Genomic DNA, 14,477 nt, shown 5'->3' with positions numbered 1-14,477 from the left:
GTACCGGGCGCGGATACATGGTTGCGTGGCGTCGCCGTGTCGCGCCGTCGTTCGCGTCTCGCGCGGTCGCTGAGCTCACGCCGCTGGATATCGAAGCTGAGTTCGCCGCTTGGTCTGGCTCGCGCTCGACCCGGATTGACGCGTTGAGCATGCTGTCGGCGATCTGCCGCGTTGCGGTTAAGGGTGGCTACCTTGTTGCCAACCCTTGTCTCGGAGTCGATGTGCCTCGAGGGCGCGAGGCTGATCCTGCCTCCCGTTCGCTGAATGTTGTGGAGGTTGATCGGCTGCTCCGGGTGTTGCCGCAGTCTGGGCCATATCGGCGGTTCGTGCTCGCTTTGCTCTATACCGGCTGCCGCCTCGGAGAAGTCGCGGCGCTGCGCGTCTCGAACGTTGACCTGGCGGAGCGCGTGATCCGAGTGGCACAAACTGCCTCACCCGGCATGCACGGTGAGCTGCTCATTGGGCCGACCAAGGGCCGTCGCGTTCGCATGGTTCCGATAGCCGATCCGCTGCTGCCGATTGTGTTTGAGGCGATGGGCGGCAAGACGGAGCATGACCTGCTGTTCCCTGGGCCGCGCGGGGGATTCATCAACTCGAAGAACCTCAGCCGTGCGCTGCATTGGTCTGGGATCCGTGACCAGGTGAAGACATACGCACCGGGGGAGGCCGCGCTGCACTGGCACGACCTGCGCCACACAGCCGCTGTCGCCCTGTTCAGTGCTGGCGTGTCCGCTCCCGACGTTCAAGCGATCCTTGGGCACTCGTCGCTACTCGTCACGCAGCTATATGCAGATACGCGAGCTGATGCTGCGAGGCGCGGTGCGGCTGCCCTGTCCAAGTACTGGGATGCCCAGTCGAACGGTCATATTCGAGGGGGTGACGAGTCCGCAAAACTGGCGGCTGATCAGGGGATTTGAGGGTGGCTCCGACCGGCGTCGATCCGGTGACCTTTCGATTTTCAGTCGAACGCTCTACCAACTGAGCTACAGAGCCCTGCACTAGTGCAGAAGGCACGGCCGTCTGGCGAGAGATGACCGTGCCTTGCGACCCTGACCGGACTTGAACCGGCGACCTCCGCCGTGACAGGGCGGCGCGCTAACCAACTGCGCTACAGGGCCTAGCTATTAATGTTTTGTGACCCCAACGGGATTCGAACCCGTGCTGCCGCCGTGAAAGGGCGGTGTCCTAGGCCACTAAACGATGGGGCCATGAAGAAACAACCTTCATAGCTACCGAGCAATAAGCATAAGGGTGCACTCCCCATTAACCAAACGCAGCAGTTTCCGAATCGAAAGACCCAATTGCACCACTCCGAACGAGCGCCCGGCCGAGTCGCCGGAGGGCAGGTAGGTTCAACTGGTCATTGAGGCTGTGCAATGCCGGGTAATGCGCATGAGCGTTGTTACCGTGGTCATACAGAGTTGTTGCTGTGATCAGCCGGCACTTCGCGGTACCGGGTTTGGGGAACGATGAAGAAGCTGTCAGGCCGCGTGCGCACCGCGTCCGAGCCGACCGGTCGTCGCCGCATCCTCAGTCGCCTGCTCTCCACCATCGCCATCGTCGGGATGCTCGCCACCGCCGGCATCATCGCTACCCCGGCACCTGCCGCCTGGGCCGCCGACTACCCGAGCTGGGAAGACGTGATCGCCGCCCGCAACAGCGAGACGGCCAAGGCGGCCGAAGTCGCCAGGGTGCAGAGCCTGCTCGCTGGACTCGAGGCAGCCGTGGCATCCACCCAGGCCGACGCTGAGGCCAAGGGCCAGATCTACTTCGAGGCCCAGCAGAAGTTCGACGCTGCGGCGCGCAAGGCTGAGGAGCTGAAGAAGCAGGCGGATGAGGCTCAGGCCACCGCGGCGAAGTCAAAGGTCAGAGCGGGTCGGGTCGCATCCCAGCTCGCGCGCTCCGGCGGCGGGGACCTCACGGCCACTCTGCTGTTCAGCGGAGACGATGCCGACAGCCTGCTCGCCCAGCTCGGCCTGGCCAGCAAGGTCGCCGACCAGTCGCAGGGCCTCTACAGCAAGGCCATCCAGGATCAGAACACCGCGCAATCGCTGACCGACCAGGCAACCGTCGCCAAGAACGCGTTGCAGGCTCTCGCCGAGGCGGCGCAGGCTGCCCAGGTGGCTGCCCAGGCGGCGGCGGATGCGGCGGCCGCGGCGCTCGCAGAACAGCAGGCGAACAAGGCCAGGCTCGATGCCCAGCTCGCCACCCTGCAGAGTGACCGCATCCACGCCGAGTCGGAATATCTCGCGGGCGTTCAGGCACAGTGGGGTGCCGGCGCGGGTCTCGGCGCGGGCAAGATCAGCGCATCCGGGTGGGCACGGCCCGCGGGCGGGCACATCAGCAGCGGCTTCGGGCGACGCATCTCACCGTGCGCAGGCTGCTCCTCCTTCCACGAAGGTGTCGACCTCGCGGCCGGCTGCAACTCGCCCATCTTCGCCGCGCACAGCGGCACGGTCGTCTACGCGGGTCCCTTCGGCGGCTACGGCAACTTCGTGCAGATCGCCAACGACGACGGCAGTGGCCTCTCCACCGCCTACGGTCACATCGTGAACGGCGGAACCCTCGTGCGCACGGGACAGTCGGTGGGAGTCGGCCAGCAGATCGCACGCGTGGGCAGCACGGGCCACTCCACCGGATGCCACCTCCACTTCGAAGTGCGCGTCAACAACGTGCCCCGTGACCCCGTGTCGTTCATGCGCTCGCAGGGTATCGAGCTCGCAAACTAACGGGCTGGCCCAGGGCGTCCGATAGTCGCCAGGGACTGAAATGTCCCGTGGGGCTGGCCATTTCGGCACATGCCGGTTATTGTGGCTGATGTTAACAGTGTTACTGGAGTGATTCTCCGAGCACTGTGATGTTTCGGGGGATCATGAACAACGCACTCACTGCCGACGGTCGGACAGCGGTCGCTGGCATGCCCAGGCGGCTGCGCCGAGTGTTGGCCGCCGTTGGAGTGCTCGCGCTTTTCGTCACGGGAGCCGTCGCGGGACAGGCTGCGGCGCCCGCGTATGCCGCGAGCTATCCGAGCTGGAACGACGTGCTCGCCGCCCGCAACAACGTCGCCGCCAAGCAGGCGGAGATCGCACGCCTCGATTCCCTCATCAGTTCGCTCACGAGCGAAGTGACCGCAGCGCAGGATCTCGCCAATCAAAAGGGCGCAGAGTTCCAGGTTGCCCAGCAGAAGCTCGACGAAGCCGGCTACAAGGCCGCCGAGTTGAAGAAGCAGGCGGATGCCGCCAAGGTGAAGGCAGACAAGTCCAAGCAGTACGCGGGCCAGCTTGCCGCGCAGCTCGCCAGGGTCGGCGGCGGAGACGTCAGCACGAGCCTGTTCTTCAGCGGAGACGACGCCAAGAACCTGCTCGCGCAGCTCGGCCTCGCGAGCATCGTGAACGACAAATCCGCCTCGGTCTATGAGAAGGCCACACTCGACGAGAACACCGCTCGCTCGATGGGCGACCAGGCCACCAGGGCGCAGGACGCGCTCAAGGTGCTTGCCACGGCCGCCCAGACCGCGCTCGACGAAGCGAATGCCGCATCGGATAAGGCCAATGCCGCACTGCAGGCGCAGGAGGCGAACAAACCCAGGCTCGAAGCGCAGCGCGCGAGCCTGATGGGCAACGTGAAGATCACCGAGGCAAGCTATAACGACGGAGTCGCGGCGGCAGCTGCGGCGGCCGCTGCAGCAGCGGCAGCCGCCGCAGCGAACCCGCCCGCAAACGGCGGATCGAACAGCTCTGGGTGGGCGCTGCCGGCGCGCGGTCCGATCTCCAGCGGCTTCGGCCCACGCATCTCACCGTGTGCAGGCTGCTCGTCATTCCACGAGGGCACCGACATCGCGGGCGGCTGTAACGCTCCGATCTATGCCGCCCACGCCGGAACCGTCGTCTATGCGGGTGTGTACGGCGGCTACGGCAACTACATCCGTATCGACCACGGGGGTGGAATCACCACCGCCTACGGTCACATCGTCAACGGTGGAACGCTCGTGCACCGAGGCCAGTCTGTGGCGGCGGGGCAACAGATAGCCAAGATCGGCAGTACCGGTGAGTCCACCGGATGCCACCTGCACTTCGAGACGCGTCAGGGTGGCGTTGCGACCAACCCGGTGCAGTTCATGGCGGCGCGCGGCATCAGACTCGGCTAGTCACATCGCCTCGACAGCGTAGGGTCCGTAACGGGCGAGACTGCCTCACGGCGGGAGAAATGCGCCCGGCTTTCGGCGTGCGGACGGAGAAACTCTCTGGAGGAGAGAGTTACGACTCCCGCCTCGAACCGCTATGTCCCGCCGCGACTGAAGCCGACGGCGACTGAGCTCGCCGCGAGTGAGACTCGGCGCGTGAGAGTCGGGTCAGTGGCCCTCGGCCTTGAGCTTCTCGACTCCGGCCACGATGATCTCCTCGGCCTCTGCGGCGTCGCCCCAGCCCTCGGTCTTGACCCACTTGCCCGGCTCGAGGTCCTTGTAGTGCTCGAAGAAGTGCTCGATCTCCTTGCGGGTGAACTCGGGGATGTCGCCCACATCCTGGATCCAGGTCCAACGCGGATCCTTCGCGGGAACGGCGATCACCTTGGCGTCTGAGCCGCCGTCATCCGTCATCTTGAAGACGCCGACCGGGCGCACCGAGACGCCGACGCCGGGGAACAGCGGGTAGTCGAGCAGCACGAGCACGTCGACCGGGTCGCCGTCGAGACCGAGGGTGTGCTCGATGAAGCCGTAGTCGGTCGGGTAGACGAAGCTGGTGAAGAGTACCCGGTCGAGGAAGACGCGACCCGTCTCGTGATCGACCTCGTACTTGTTGTGGCTTCCCTTGGGAATCTCGATGATGGCGTCGTACGCGGCCATGGGGTGCTCCTTCTTCTGTCTGCTGGAATAACGTTACTGGATGACCACCCGGCCGAAACTGACCCCCGCGATCGCCGATGTGCGGCGTGCGGTGCGAGCCGCTTTGCTCCCGCTGCAGGCAGCATCCTCCGCTGCCGCCCTCGTTCCCATCCCAAATGAAGGCATTCCAGCGCGGGGGATCGAGACTGCCCAGTACTCCCGGGACGACGAGGTGGCAGTGCCTTCATTTGGGACGCCGGCGGAAGGGACGGCCGGGAAGCAGAGCCCGCTCGTGCTGGTGGCGCTCAGCGGTGGGGCTGACTCGCTCGCGCTCGCGGCCGCCACGAGCTTCGAGGCGGCGCGGGCGGGCATCCGCGCGGGTGCCGTGATCGTCGATCACGGTTTGCAGGTCGGGTCGGCGGATGTCGCGGCGAGGGCCGCGGATCAGGCACGGTCGTTGGGCCTCGACCCGGTCATCGTCACGCGGGTCGAGGTGGGAACGGACGGCGGCCCCGAGGCCGCGGCGCGAGACGCGCGCTACGCGGCCCTCGCCGATGCTGCGGCAGAGACAGGTGCCGCGCGGGTACTGTTCGGGCACACGCTCGACGACCAGGCAGAGACGGTGCTGTTGGGGCTCGCGCGCGGAAGCGGCGCCGCGAGCCTGAAGGGCATGGACCACTCGGCGGGGCTGTATCTGCGGCCGATGCTGGGCATCCGTCGTTCTGTGACGCGTCAGTTCTGCGCGGATTCCGGGCTCGAACCGTGGGAGGACCCGCAGAACAGCGACAACAGGTTCCGCAGGGTTCGGGTGCGCGAGACGATCCTTCCGATGCTCGAGGCGGAGCTCGGTCCCGGCATCGCGGAAGCGCTCGCCCGCACGGCCACGCAGCTTCGCGAGGACGGAGACGCCCTCGACCACTTCGCGGAGGAGCAGATCGAGGAACTCGCGGAACACGCGGAGGCGGGAATCTCGCTCGAGGTGAAAGCACTCGCGGCCAACCCGCCCGCGCTGCGGCAGCGCATCATCCGCCTCGCCGTCTCCGCGGAGTTCGACGTGAGCCTCAGCCGCGCGCACACCCTCGAGGTCGCCAGGCTCGTGACCGACTGGCACGGCCAGGGGGCGCTCGACCTGCCGGGCATTACTGTTAAACGCGAGAGGAACCTGCTGGTGTTCTCTGCAACCACTTCATCTCACCGGGAGCCATAGACCCATGGAATTCAGCGACATCGCGGACGACCTCAGCAGCACGCTCCTCACCGAGGACGAGATCCACGCGAAGATCGCGGAACTCGCCAGGCAGATCGAGAAGGACTATGCCGACCGGGAGATCCTGCTCGTGGGTGTGCTGCGCGGCGCCGTCATGGTGATGGCCGACCTCGCGCGCGAGCTCACCATCCCGCTCGAGATGGACTGGATGGCCGTCTCCTCCTACGGCTCCGGCACGCAGTCCTCGGGCGTCGTGCGCATTCTCAAGGACCTGGACTCCGACCTGCACGGCCGCAACGTGCTCATCGTCGAGGACATCATCGACTCAGGCCTCACCCTCTCCTGGCTCCGCAGCAACCTCGCCAGCCGCGGCGCAGCATCCGTCGAGATTTGCGCGCTGCTGCGCAAACCGGATGCCGCCAAGGTCGCTGTCGACGTCAAGTACGTCGGCTTCGAGATCCCCTCCGCGTTCGTGGTCGGCTACGGACTCGACTACGCGGAGCGCTACCGCAACCTGCGCGGCATCGGCGTGCTCGCGCCGCACGTGTACCAGTAGGGCGAACGGCGCTGGCGTGCATTACGCCGCCAGCAAACATCCAGTGGCTGCCCAGTCCCGGCGCGATACCCTTGCAACCATATTCTTCGTCAGAAAGGTGCCGGGAGCGATCCTCGGAACACTATGAATTTCAAGCGCTTTCTCAAGGGCCCGCTGGTCTACATCCTGCTGGCTGTTGTCGTTGCGTCGGTGGGGTTTAGCCTCCTGAGCGGCTCCGGATTCAAGCAGATCTCGACGCAGGATGGTCTGAAGCTGCTCTCGAACGACAAGGTCGCCTCCGCGAAGATCGTCGACGGCGAGCAGCGAGTGGATCTGACCCTCAAGGCCGCGGGTGCCAACGGCAAGCAGGTGCAGTTCTACTACGCTTCTGCGCGCGGCACCGAGGTGGTCTCCGCGGTGACCAAGTCGACCGCGAAGTTCGACGACCAGGTCGACAAGGGCAACTGGTTCTCCTCGGCGCTCTGGCTCATCCTGCCGTTCCTCGGTATCGGCCTGATCTTCTGGTTCCTGCTCTCGAGCATGCAGGGCGGCGGAAGCAAGGTCATGCAGTTCGGCAAGTCCAAGGCGAAGCTCGTCTCCAAGGAGACCCCGAAGGTGACCTTCGACGATGTCGCGGGTGCCGACGAGGCGATCGAAGAGCTCGAGGAGATCAAGGACTTTCTCAAGGAGCCGGCCAAGTTCCAGGCTGTCGGCGCGCGCATCCCCAAGGGGGTTCTGCTCTACGGCCCTCCCGGAACCGGTAAGACCCTGCTGGCCCGCGCTGTCGCCGGTGAGGCCAACGTGCCGTTCTACTCGATCTCCGGATCGGACTTCGTCGAGATGTTCGTCGGCGTCGGCGCGAGCCGCGTGCGCGACCTCTTCGCGCAGGCCAAAGAGAACTCGCCAGCCATTATCTTCGTCGACGAGATCGACGCTGTCGGACGCCACCGCGGTTCCGGGATGGGCGGCGGCCATGACGAGCGCGAGCAGACCCTCAACCAGCTCCTGGTGGAGATGGACGGCTTCGACGTCAAGACCAACGTCATCCTGATCGCGGCGACCAACCGCCCCGACATTCTCGACCCCGCGTTGCTTCGCCCGGGCCGCTTCGACCGCCAGATCGGTGTCGACGCACCTGACCTCCTCGGCCGCAAGAAGATTCTCGAGGTGCACGGCAAGGGCAAACCGCTCGCCGCCGGAGTCGACCTCGAGGTCGTCGCGCGCAAGACGCCTGGGTTCACCGGCGCGGACCTCGCCAACGTGCTCAACGAGGCCGCGCTGCTCACCGCGCGCTCCAATGCCCAGCTGATCGACAACCGCGCTCTCGATGAGGCCATCGACCGCGTGATGGCCGGTCCGCAGCGTCGCACCCGCGTCATGCGCGACCAGGAGAAGCTCATCACCGCGTACCACGAGGGCGGCCACGCGCTTGTCGCGACCGCGATGCGCAACACCGACCCCGTGACCAAGATCACGATCCTGCCGCGCGGACGTGCCCTCGGTTACACGATGGTGCTTCCGCTCGAGGACCGCTACTCCGTCACCCGCAACGAACTGCTCGACCAGCTCGCTTATGCGATGGGTGGCCGGGTCGCCGAGGAAATCGTGTTCCACGACCCGACGACCGGCGCATCCAATGACATCGAGAAGGCCACGAACACGGCCCGCAAGATGGTCACCGAATTCGGCATGAGCGCGAGCATCGGCTCCGTGAAGCTCGGCTCCGGCTCGGGCGAGATGTTCCTCGGCCGCGACATGGGAAGCCAGCGCGACTACTCCGAGCGCGTCTCGGAGCAGGTCGACGACGAGGTACGCGCGCTGATCGAGAAGGCGCACGACGAGGCCTGGCAGGTGCTCAACGACAACCGTGCCATCCTCGACACGCTTGCGACAGCGCTGCTCGAGAAGGAGACCCTCGACCACGTGCAGCTCGAGGAGATCTTCAAGGATGTGAAGAAGCTTCCGGAGCGCCCACAGTGGCTCTCGAGCGACAAGCGCCCGATCTCGAACAAGCCTCCGGTGGCGATGCCCGTGAAGGCTCCCATCGACGGAGACCTGGTCGACGGAGACGTAGATTCCGCGCCACCGAAGAAGGCTCGTGCTCCGAGGCAGCGCAAACGCCCCGACATCGCAACCGCGTAACGCACGACGAAGGGGATCCGTGTCCCACCAGCACACCGAACCGGATGACGACGGTGCCGCCAGAAGCGCGCCGGCGGCATCCGCGCGGTCCATCGACACGGAGCGCATAGAAGCCGCGGTCGCCGAGCTCATCCGGGCGATCGGCGAGGACGCATCCCGCCCCGGCCTCGCGAAGACCCCGCAGCGGGTCGCGCAGGCGTACACGGAATACTTCGCCGGACTCGCGGTCGACCCGCTCGACCACCTCGCGGGCAACACCGAGTTCCCCGAGGGCGCGGAGGAGTTCGGCGAGCTCGTGCTCGTGCGCGACATCGACTTCCGCTCCATTTGCGAACATCACCTGCTGCCGTTCGTCGGCGTCGCCCACATCGCCTACGCACCGCGCACCCGTATCGTCGGTCTCGGCAGGCTTCCGCGCGTCGTCGAGACTCTCGCCGCGCGGCCCCAGGTGCAGGAGCGCCTCACGGAAGAGATCGCGGATGCCCTGCAGACCGGCCTCGATCCTCGCGGAGTGCTCGTGGTGCTGGAGGCCACGCACGCCTGCGTCTGGGCACGAGGAACCCGACAGCTGCACAGCTCGACGGTCACGGTGACCAGCCGAGGAACCCTGTCTGAGCCGCTCGTCCGCGCCGAGACGATGGCGCTCATCGGCGCACCACGAGGGTCGGCAACGCCGTGAGCACCGACCAGGTCGCCCTGCCGGAACTCACTCCCGGTCGCTCCCGCACGCCCGCCGTCCTGCGCCGGCGCGCACCGTCGAGCGCGACAGCACCGGTCATCATGGGCGTGATCAACATGACCCCGGACTCGTTCAGCGACGGCGGCGAATACAACCATCTGGATGCGGCGATCGCGCGCGCGGTCGAGCTCACCGAGGCGGGCGCGAGACTGGTCGACATCGGAGGCGAGTCGACGAGGCCGGGTGCTGAGCGCATCCCGCTCGACGAGGAGCAGCGCCGCGTCATCCCGCTCATCACCGAACTCGTGCAGCGCGACATCGTCGTGAGCATCGACACCATGAACGCCGCGACCGCGCTGGCGGCCGCCGAGGCCGGCGCGAAACTCATCAACGACGTGTCCGGCGGGCTCGCGGACCCGGCCATGGCGAGGGTCGCCTCCGAGACTGGCCTGCACTTCGTCGCGATGCACTGGCGCGGCCCGAGCTCCACGATGGCGGCGAACGCCGTCTACGGCAGCGTCGTGCGGGACGTGCGCTCCGAGTTGAAGCAGCGCGTCGCCGAGTTGATCGTCGCTGGCGTGGATCCGAACCGCATCATCGTCGACCCCGGCATCGGCTTCGCGAAGAACACAGAACAGAACTGGCTGCTCATCGGCCACCTGCGCGAGCTCGGCATCCTGGGCTACCCGCTCCTGCTCGGGGTCTCGCGCAAGCGCTTCCTCGGCGAACTCCTGCCGGAGGGCGCCCCGGTCAAGGATCGGGACGCGGCGACCGCCGTGATCAGCGCCCTCGCCGCAGAGGCGGGAGTATGGGGTGTGCGCGTGCACGATGTCGCCGGAACGAGGGCGGCTCTCGACGTGTGGAGCGCCATGCACGGAAACGGAGCCAGGCAGTGACCGACGACCTCTTGACCCTCACCGGGCTACGCGCATCCGGCTTCCACGGCGTCTTCGCGGAGGAACGGCAGAACGGGCAGGACTTCTTCATCGACGTGATCGTGGCGCTCGATTTCGCGGCAGCCGCGGCATCCGACGACCTCGACGACACGCTCCACTACGGCGTGCTCGCCGAGGAGATCGTTGCGGCCGTGGAGCGCGATCCGGTGGACCTGATCGAGACCGTCGCCCAGCGCGTCGCCGATGTCGTGCTCGCCCACAGAGCGGCGAAGCGGGTGACCGTGACGCTGCACAAGCCGAGCGCGCCGATCACCGTGCCATTCGCGGATGTCTCGGTCACCATCACCAGGAGCCGCGAGTGAGTGCTCGGGTCGTCGTCGCGTTCGGCAGCAACCAGGGAGACCGCGAGGAGACCCTGAGGTCCGCGGTCGCCGACGTTGCGGCGCTCGACCGCGTCGAGGTGACCGCTGTCTCCGGGCTCGTCGAATCCCACGCCGTCAAACTCGTCGGCGTGGATGAGACTGCACCCAGCTACCTGAACGGCGTACTGCTCGCGACGACCTCGCTCGCGCCGGAGGACCTGCTGACCGAGCTGCAGCGCATCGAGCTCGACCATGGTCGGGTGCGCCTCGAACGCTGGGGTGACCGCACGCTCGATCTCGACCTCGTTGCGGTGGTGAACGCCGACGGCACCCCAGTGCAGCAGGAGACCGAACGGCTCACGCTGCCGCATCCGCGTGCCTGGGAACGCGCGTTCGTGCTCGCACCATGGGCCCAGGTGGATGCCGCCGCCGAGATCCCCGGTCGCGGCCCGGTCGCAGAGCTGCTGGCCCCGATCTCCTCCACCGTGTGGGCCCGCGAGGCGGCGGCGCCCTTCGACAGCAGCTCGGTCGAGGGGACTTCGCTCGAGGAGGCACCGCGATGAAGCACACTCGCGTGAGCACACTCGTGCTGCTCGGCGCCCTCGGAATCGTCGGCGGGGCCTTCGCCGAGACCCTGCTCGCCACGGGTGGGCGGCCGATCGTCATTCCGCAGCTCGGCCTGCCGGTCGCGCTCGTGGCGATCGCGGTCATCCTCGTTCTGCTGGCGCTTCCGATTCGCAGCCTCACCCACGGCACGGCCAAGGCACCGATCGACCCCTACTACGCGACGAGGGTGCTCATGCTCGCCAAGGCCTGCGCGCTGGTCGGTGCGGTGCTCGCGGGGTTGAGCATCGGCGTGCTCGGCTACCTGCTGACACGCTCGGTGTTGCCCGACGGTGGCCCGATCGGCCTCACGGTGTCTACGCTGGTGGGGTCTGGCATCCTGCTTGCGGCGGGACTCATCGCCGAGCGCATGTGCACCATTCCGCCCGTCGATCCCGACGATGACGCGGATCCGAAGCCGATCCGCATCAGGCCCTGACCGACCACCACCAGAGGACACCCGTGAGCACTCGACTTGAACTGGCCGATGTGAGCTGGCGCCGCGTCTCGCCCAAGCTCGTCTGGGTCGAACTCGGCGGCGGCGCGATTTCGTTGGTCGTTGTCGTTGCCATCGCGCTCGGCCTGTGGTTCCTGCAGGCCTGGATACCGCTCGCGATCGCCGGGGTCTTCGCGGTCGGCACGCTCGTGCGGATCGCGGTGACGCCGCGGCGGGTGCGCTCGATCGGCTACCAGCTGCGCGAAGACGACCTGTTGTTTCGGCGCGGCATCATGTGGCAGCGCTTCGTCGCCGTCCCCTACGGGCGGATGCAGCTCATCGACATCAATCGCGGGCCGATCGCCCGTGCGCTCGGCCTGAGCGAGCTCAAGTTCGTCACCGCGGCCGCAGCCGCGGGTGTCACCCTCCCGGGGCTCCCAGAGGCGGATGCCGACGAGCTGCGAGACCAGCTCGTCGCGCTTGCGGAGACTCGGCGAGCGGGACTGTGAGCGAGACTCCCCCGCTCGCGTCCGGCGCCGTGCCGATCGCGAAGAAGGTCGTGGCACTCACCGACGGCGAGTGGCACCGGCTGCACCCGGCATCCCCCCTGCTCCGCGGCGGGATCGCCCTCATCGCCGTGCTCGGAGCCGTGATCGCCAACCTGCGCGAACGCCTGCTCTCGATCTTCATCCCGCGCTTCGACGAGGGCGGCGACCCGATCGACTACGTGATCGACAACGGCCTCGTCATCCAGGCGCTTCTCGTGCTCGCGGTGCTGCTGATCCTGTTCATCACGGCCTTCTACCTCTCCTGGCGGATGCACACCTTCCGCATCACGGACGAGGTCGTCGAGGAGCGCTCCGGCATCCTGTTCCGCACGAATCGCAAGGCCAGGCTCGACCGCATTCAGGGCATCAACATCGTGCGTCCGTTCTTCGCGAGGCTGTTCGGCGCGGCGAAGCTCGAGATCAACCAGGCCGGGCAGAACAGCAACCTGAGGCTGTCGTACCTCTCCTCGAGCGCCGCGGATGACCTGCGTCTCGAGATCCTCCGCCTCGCCTCCGGCGCCAGGTCGGCCGAGCTGCCCGCCGCCGCTGCCGCACTGCACGGACTGCTCGATCGTCGGGTCGCGGAACTGCTGGCCCCCGAGCTCGACCCGAAGCTTGCACTGCCGGAGTCCGTCGTGAAGATCAATCTCGGCCGCCTCGCGGGGTCGATGCTGTTCAGCGAGACCACGATCTTCTTCATCCTCCTGTTCATCGGCGGGGGCATCTGGATCGCGATGACGGGCCGGTACTTCATCCTCTTCTTCGTGCTGCCGAGCCTCTTCGGTCTCGTGAGCTTCTACGTGCGGAAGTTCACCAAGGCGCTCAGGTACACGATCGCGGGAACACCGGATGGCGTGCGCGTCGGTTACGGCCTGCTCTCCACGAGCAACGAGACCCTGCCGCCCGGGCGCATCCACTCCGTGCAGGTGCGCCAGTCGCTGCTGTGGCGGCCGGTCGGATGGTGGGAGGTGCGGGTGAACGTCGCCAGCCACTCCTCCAACAAGGGCGCGGACGGTCGAGCCAACACGACCATCCTGCCGGTCGGAGACTTCGACGATGCCGCGAGGGTGGTCGCGCTCGTGCTCCCCGGATTCCAGCTTCCGGACTTCCGCGAGGTCGGACCGGAGGACGGCTTCACCAATTCGCCGCGCCGCGCCGCCTGGCTGCGCCCGTTCTCCTGGCGTCGCAACGGTTTCGCCTCCGCACCGGACCTGCTGTTGCTGCGCCGCGGTGCCATCTGGCGCCAGCTCGTGATCGTTCCGCAGCCGCGCCTGCAGAGTGTCGCCATCGCCCAGGGGCCGGTGTTGCGGGTGCTGGGCCTCGCGGACATCTCGCTGCACACGGTCTCGGGGCCCATCCGCGCGCAACTCGGCGCCGTCGACTTCGAGCAGGCGGAGACCTTCTTCGGGCAGGTGGCCGAGAGCGCCATCAGCTCCGCCCAGCGTGACACCTCACATCGCTGGCGTTCAGGGGAGGAATCGGCATGAGCACAGAACAGCGCTCAGGTCGTCTCGGGGTCGGCATCGTCGGCGCTGGCCTCGTCGGTCCGATCATCGGGGCGGCGCTCGCCGGAGCGGGGCACGCGATCGTCGGCATCTCCGCGATCTCGGATGCGAGCAAGGAGCGTGCCGAGGCGATCCTGCCCGGGGTGCCGATCCTCGAGCTGCCGCAGGTGATCGAGCGCAGCGAGCTCGTGATTCTCGCGGTGCCCGCCTCGGAGCTCACGCAGCTCGTCGAGGGGCTCGCCGCTACAGGCACCTGGCAGGCCGGGCAGCTCGTGCTGCACACCGCGGCCGAGTTCGGCACGGGCGTGCTGACGCCGGCCATGGCCCAGGGGGCGATTCCGCTCGCCGTGCACCCGATCATGTCGTTTACCGGCACGACCATCGACCTGACCCGCATGGTCGACAGCTACTTCGCGGTTACCGCCCCGGCGCCCGTGCTGCCGATCGGGCAGGCACTCGTCGTGGAGATGGGCGGGGAGCCGCTCGTGGTGGCGGAGTCCGATCGCGCGGCCTACGCGGAGGCCATCTCGACCGCGGTCAGCTTCTCGACCGCCATCGTCGACCAGGCCACGGGCATCCTCGCCTCGATCGGGGTGGAGAACCCCGGTCGCGTGCTCGGCCCCCTCGTGCGCTCCGCGGTCGACAACGCGCTCGGCCGCGCTCTCTGACGCCTCGTCCCCTCGTCATCACCCGGATCGTTGGGTGTTTTCGCCCTTCCCAGCGTGGGGAAGGGCGAAAACCG

General features: G+C 67.2%; 15 protein-coding genes and 3 tRNA genes. 14 read left to right on the top strand and 4 right to left on the bottom strand.

The genetic code is table 11. The features are described 5' to 3' along the window. Positions 1-17: 17 nt before the first annotated feature. Positions 18-917, top strand: coding sequence for a tyrosine-type recombinase/integrase (locus ABUA28_RS04080; RefSeq protein WP_349902648.1), 900 nt, complete (start codon positions 18-20; stop codon positions 915-917). Between the two features lie 3 nt (positions 918-920). On the opposite strand, the gene ABUA28_RS04075 is transcribed toward ABUA28_RS04080, so the two are convergent. The 3 genes from ABUA28_RS04075 to ABUA28_RS04065 form a co-directional block, all read right to left on the bottom strand. Continuing rightward, a tRNA-Phe gene (locus ABUA28_RS04075) sits at positions 921-993 on the bottom strand. 51 nt (positions 994-1,044) lie between these two features. Next, a tRNA-Asp gene (locus tag ABUA28_RS04070) sits at positions 1,045-1,118 on the bottom strand. A gap of 17 nt (positions 1,119-1,135) precedes the next feature. Next, positions 1,136-1,208, bottom strand: a tRNA-Glu gene (locus ABUA28_RS04065). A gap of 261 nt (positions 1,209-1,469) precedes the next feature. Between ABUA28_RS04065 and ABUA28_RS04060 the strand changes: the two genes are divergently transcribed. Together ABUA28_RS04060 and ABUA28_RS04055 are read left to right on the top strand one after the other, a co-directional pair. Beyond that, on the top strand, positions 1,470-2,729 hold the full coding sequence (locus ABUA28_RS04060; RefSeq protein WP_349902647.1) for a peptidoglycan DD-metalloendopeptidase family protein: 1,260 nt from the start codon (positions 1,470-1,472) through the stop codon (positions 2,727-2,729). Between the two features lie 143 nt (positions 2,730-2,872). Beyond that, positions 2,873-4,147 (top strand): peptidoglycan DD-metalloendopeptidase family protein, encoded by a 1,275-nt coding sequence (locus ABUA28_RS04055; protein ID WP_349902646.1) that lies wholly within the window; start codon positions 2,873-2,875, stop codon positions 4,145-4,147. Between the two features lie 204 nt (positions 4,148-4,351). Here the strand turns inward: ABUA28_RS04055 and ppa are convergent, their stop codons facing one another. Further along, positions 4,352-4,843: an inorganic diphosphatase gene (gene ppa, locus ABUA28_RS04050; RefSeq protein WP_349902645.1), complete on the bottom strand. Its 492-nt coding sequence runs from the start codon at positions 4,841-4,843 to the stop codon at positions 4,352-4,354. Between the two features lie 40 nt (positions 4,844-4,883). On the opposite strand from ppa, the gene tilS reads away from it, so the two are divergent. The 11 genes from tilS (at position 4,884) to ABUA28_RS03995 (ending at position 14,403) form a co-directional block, all read left to right on the top strand. Next, positions 4,884-6,029 carry a tRNA lysidine(34) synthetase TilS gene (gene tilS / locus ABUA28_RS04045; RefSeq protein ID WP_349902644.1) on the top strand — a complete coding sequence of 382 codons (1,146 nt, stop codon included), beginning with the start codon at positions 4,884-4,886 and terminating at the stop codon, positions 6,027-6,029. 4 nt (positions 6,030-6,033) lie between these two features. Further along, complete coding sequence (gene hpt / locus ABUA28_RS04040) at positions 6,034-6,585, top strand: hypoxanthine phosphoribosyltransferase (RefSeq protein WP_349902643.1); 552 nt, start codon at positions 6,034-6,036, stop codon at positions 6,583-6,585. 123 nt (positions 6,586-6,708) lie between these two features. Then, positions 6,709-8,706, top strand: coding sequence for an ATP-dependent zinc metalloprotease FtsH (gene ftsH / locus ABUA28_RS04035; protein WP_349902642.1), 1,998 nt, complete (start codon positions 6,709-6,711; stop codon positions 8,704-8,706). A 91-nt stretch (positions 8,707-8,797) separates the two neighbouring features. After that, positions 8,798-9,385 (top strand): GTP cyclohydrolase I FolE, encoded by a 588-nt coding sequence (folE, locus tag ABUA28_RS04030; RefSeq protein WP_349902699.1) that lies wholly within the window; start codon positions 8,798-8,800, stop codon positions 9,383-9,385. Beyond that, on the top strand, positions 9,382-10,281 hold the full coding sequence (folP, locus tag ABUA28_RS04025) for a dihydropteroate synthase (RefSeq protein ID WP_349902641.1): 900 nt from the start codon (positions 9,382-9,384) through the stop codon (positions 10,279-10,281). Before folE ends, folP begins: the two co-directional genes overlap by 4 nt. Next, complete coding sequence (folB, locus tag ABUA28_RS04020) at positions 10,278-10,643, top strand: dihydroneopterin aldolase (protein ID WP_349902640.1); 366 nt, start codon at positions 10,278-10,280, stop codon at positions 10,641-10,643. Before folP ends, folB begins: the two co-directional genes overlap by 4 nt. Then, a complete protein-coding gene (folK, locus tag ABUA28_RS04015) occupies positions 10,640-11,206 on the top strand; it encodes a 2-amino-4-hydroxy-6-hydroxymethyldihydropteridine diphosphokinase (RefSeq protein ID WP_349902639.1) in 567 nt (188 codons plus the stop codon). The genes folB and folK overlap by 4 nt, the downstream gene beginning before the upstream one ends. Further along, on the top strand, positions 11,203-11,685 hold the full coding sequence (locus ABUA28_RS04010) for a DUF3180 domain-containing protein (protein WP_349902638.1): 483 nt from the start codon (positions 11,203-11,205) through the stop codon (positions 11,683-11,685). The genes folK and ABUA28_RS04010 overlap by 4 nt, the downstream gene beginning before the upstream one ends. 23 nt (positions 11,686-11,708) lie before the next feature. Then, on the top strand, positions 11,709-12,191 hold the full coding sequence (locus tag ABUA28_RS04005) for a PH domain-containing protein (protein WP_349902637.1): 483 nt from the start codon (positions 11,709-11,711) through the stop codon (positions 12,189-12,191). Beyond that, complete coding sequence (locus ABUA28_RS04000) at positions 12,188-13,717, top strand: PH domain-containing protein (protein WP_349902636.1); 1,530 nt, start codon at positions 12,188-12,190, stop codon at positions 13,715-13,717. The genes ABUA28_RS04005 and ABUA28_RS04000 overlap by 4 nt, the downstream gene beginning before the upstream one ends. Then, a complete protein-coding gene (locus ABUA28_RS03995) occupies positions 13,714-14,403 on the top strand; it encodes a Rossmann-like and DUF2520 domain-containing protein (RefSeq protein ID WP_349902635.1) in 690 nt (229 codons plus the stop codon). The genes ABUA28_RS04000 and ABUA28_RS03995 overlap by 4 nt, the downstream gene beginning before the upstream one ends. Positions 14,404-14,477: the final 74 nt, after the last annotated feature.

The organism is Parafrigoribacterium humi (genome assembly GCF_040227205.1).
Lineage (GTDB): Bacteria > Actinomycetota > Actinomycetes > Actinomycetales > Microbacteriaceae > Parafrigoribacterium_A > Parafrigoribacterium_A humi.
Note: the sequence above shows the minus strand (reverse complement) of the source record. Positions and strands in the feature narration are given on the sequence as shown.

Bases quoted from the DNA above. Each gene is read 5' to 3' on its own strand.
- ABUA28_RS04080 (WP_349902648.1), top strand. From the start codon at position 18: ATGGTTGCGTGGCGTCGCCGTGTCGCGCCGTCGTTCGCGTCTCGCGCG.
- ABUA28_RS04060 (WP_349902647.1), top strand. From the start codon at position 1,470: ATGAAGAAGCTGTCAGGCCGCGTGCGCACCGCGTCCGAGCCGACCGGT.
- ABUA28_RS04055 (WP_349902646.1), top strand. From the start codon at position 2,873: ATGAACAACGCACTCACTGCCGACGGTCGGACAGCGGTCGCTGGCATG.
- ppa (WP_349902645.1), bottom strand. From the start codon at position 4,843: ATGGCCGCGTACGACGCCATCATCGAGATTCCCAAGGGAAGCCACAAC.
- tilS (WP_349902644.1), top strand. From the start codon at position 4,884: ATGACCACCCGGCCGAAACTGACCCCCGCGATCGCCGATGTGCGGCGT.
- hpt (WP_349902643.1), top strand. From the start codon at position 6,034: ATGGAATTCAGCGACATCGCGGACGACCTCAGCAGCACGCTCCTCACC.
- ftsH (WP_349902642.1), top strand. From the start codon at position 6,709: ATGAATTTCAAGCGCTTTCTCAAGGGCCCGCTGGTCTACATCCTGCTG.
- ABUA28_RS04010 (WP_349902638.1), top strand. From the start codon at position 11,203: ATGAAGCACACTCGCGTGAGCACACTCGTGCTGCTCGGCGCCCTCGGA.
- ABUA28_RS03995 (WP_349902635.1), top strand. From the start codon at position 13,714: ATGAGCACAGAACAGCGCTCAGGTCGTCTCGGGGTCGGCATCGTCGGC.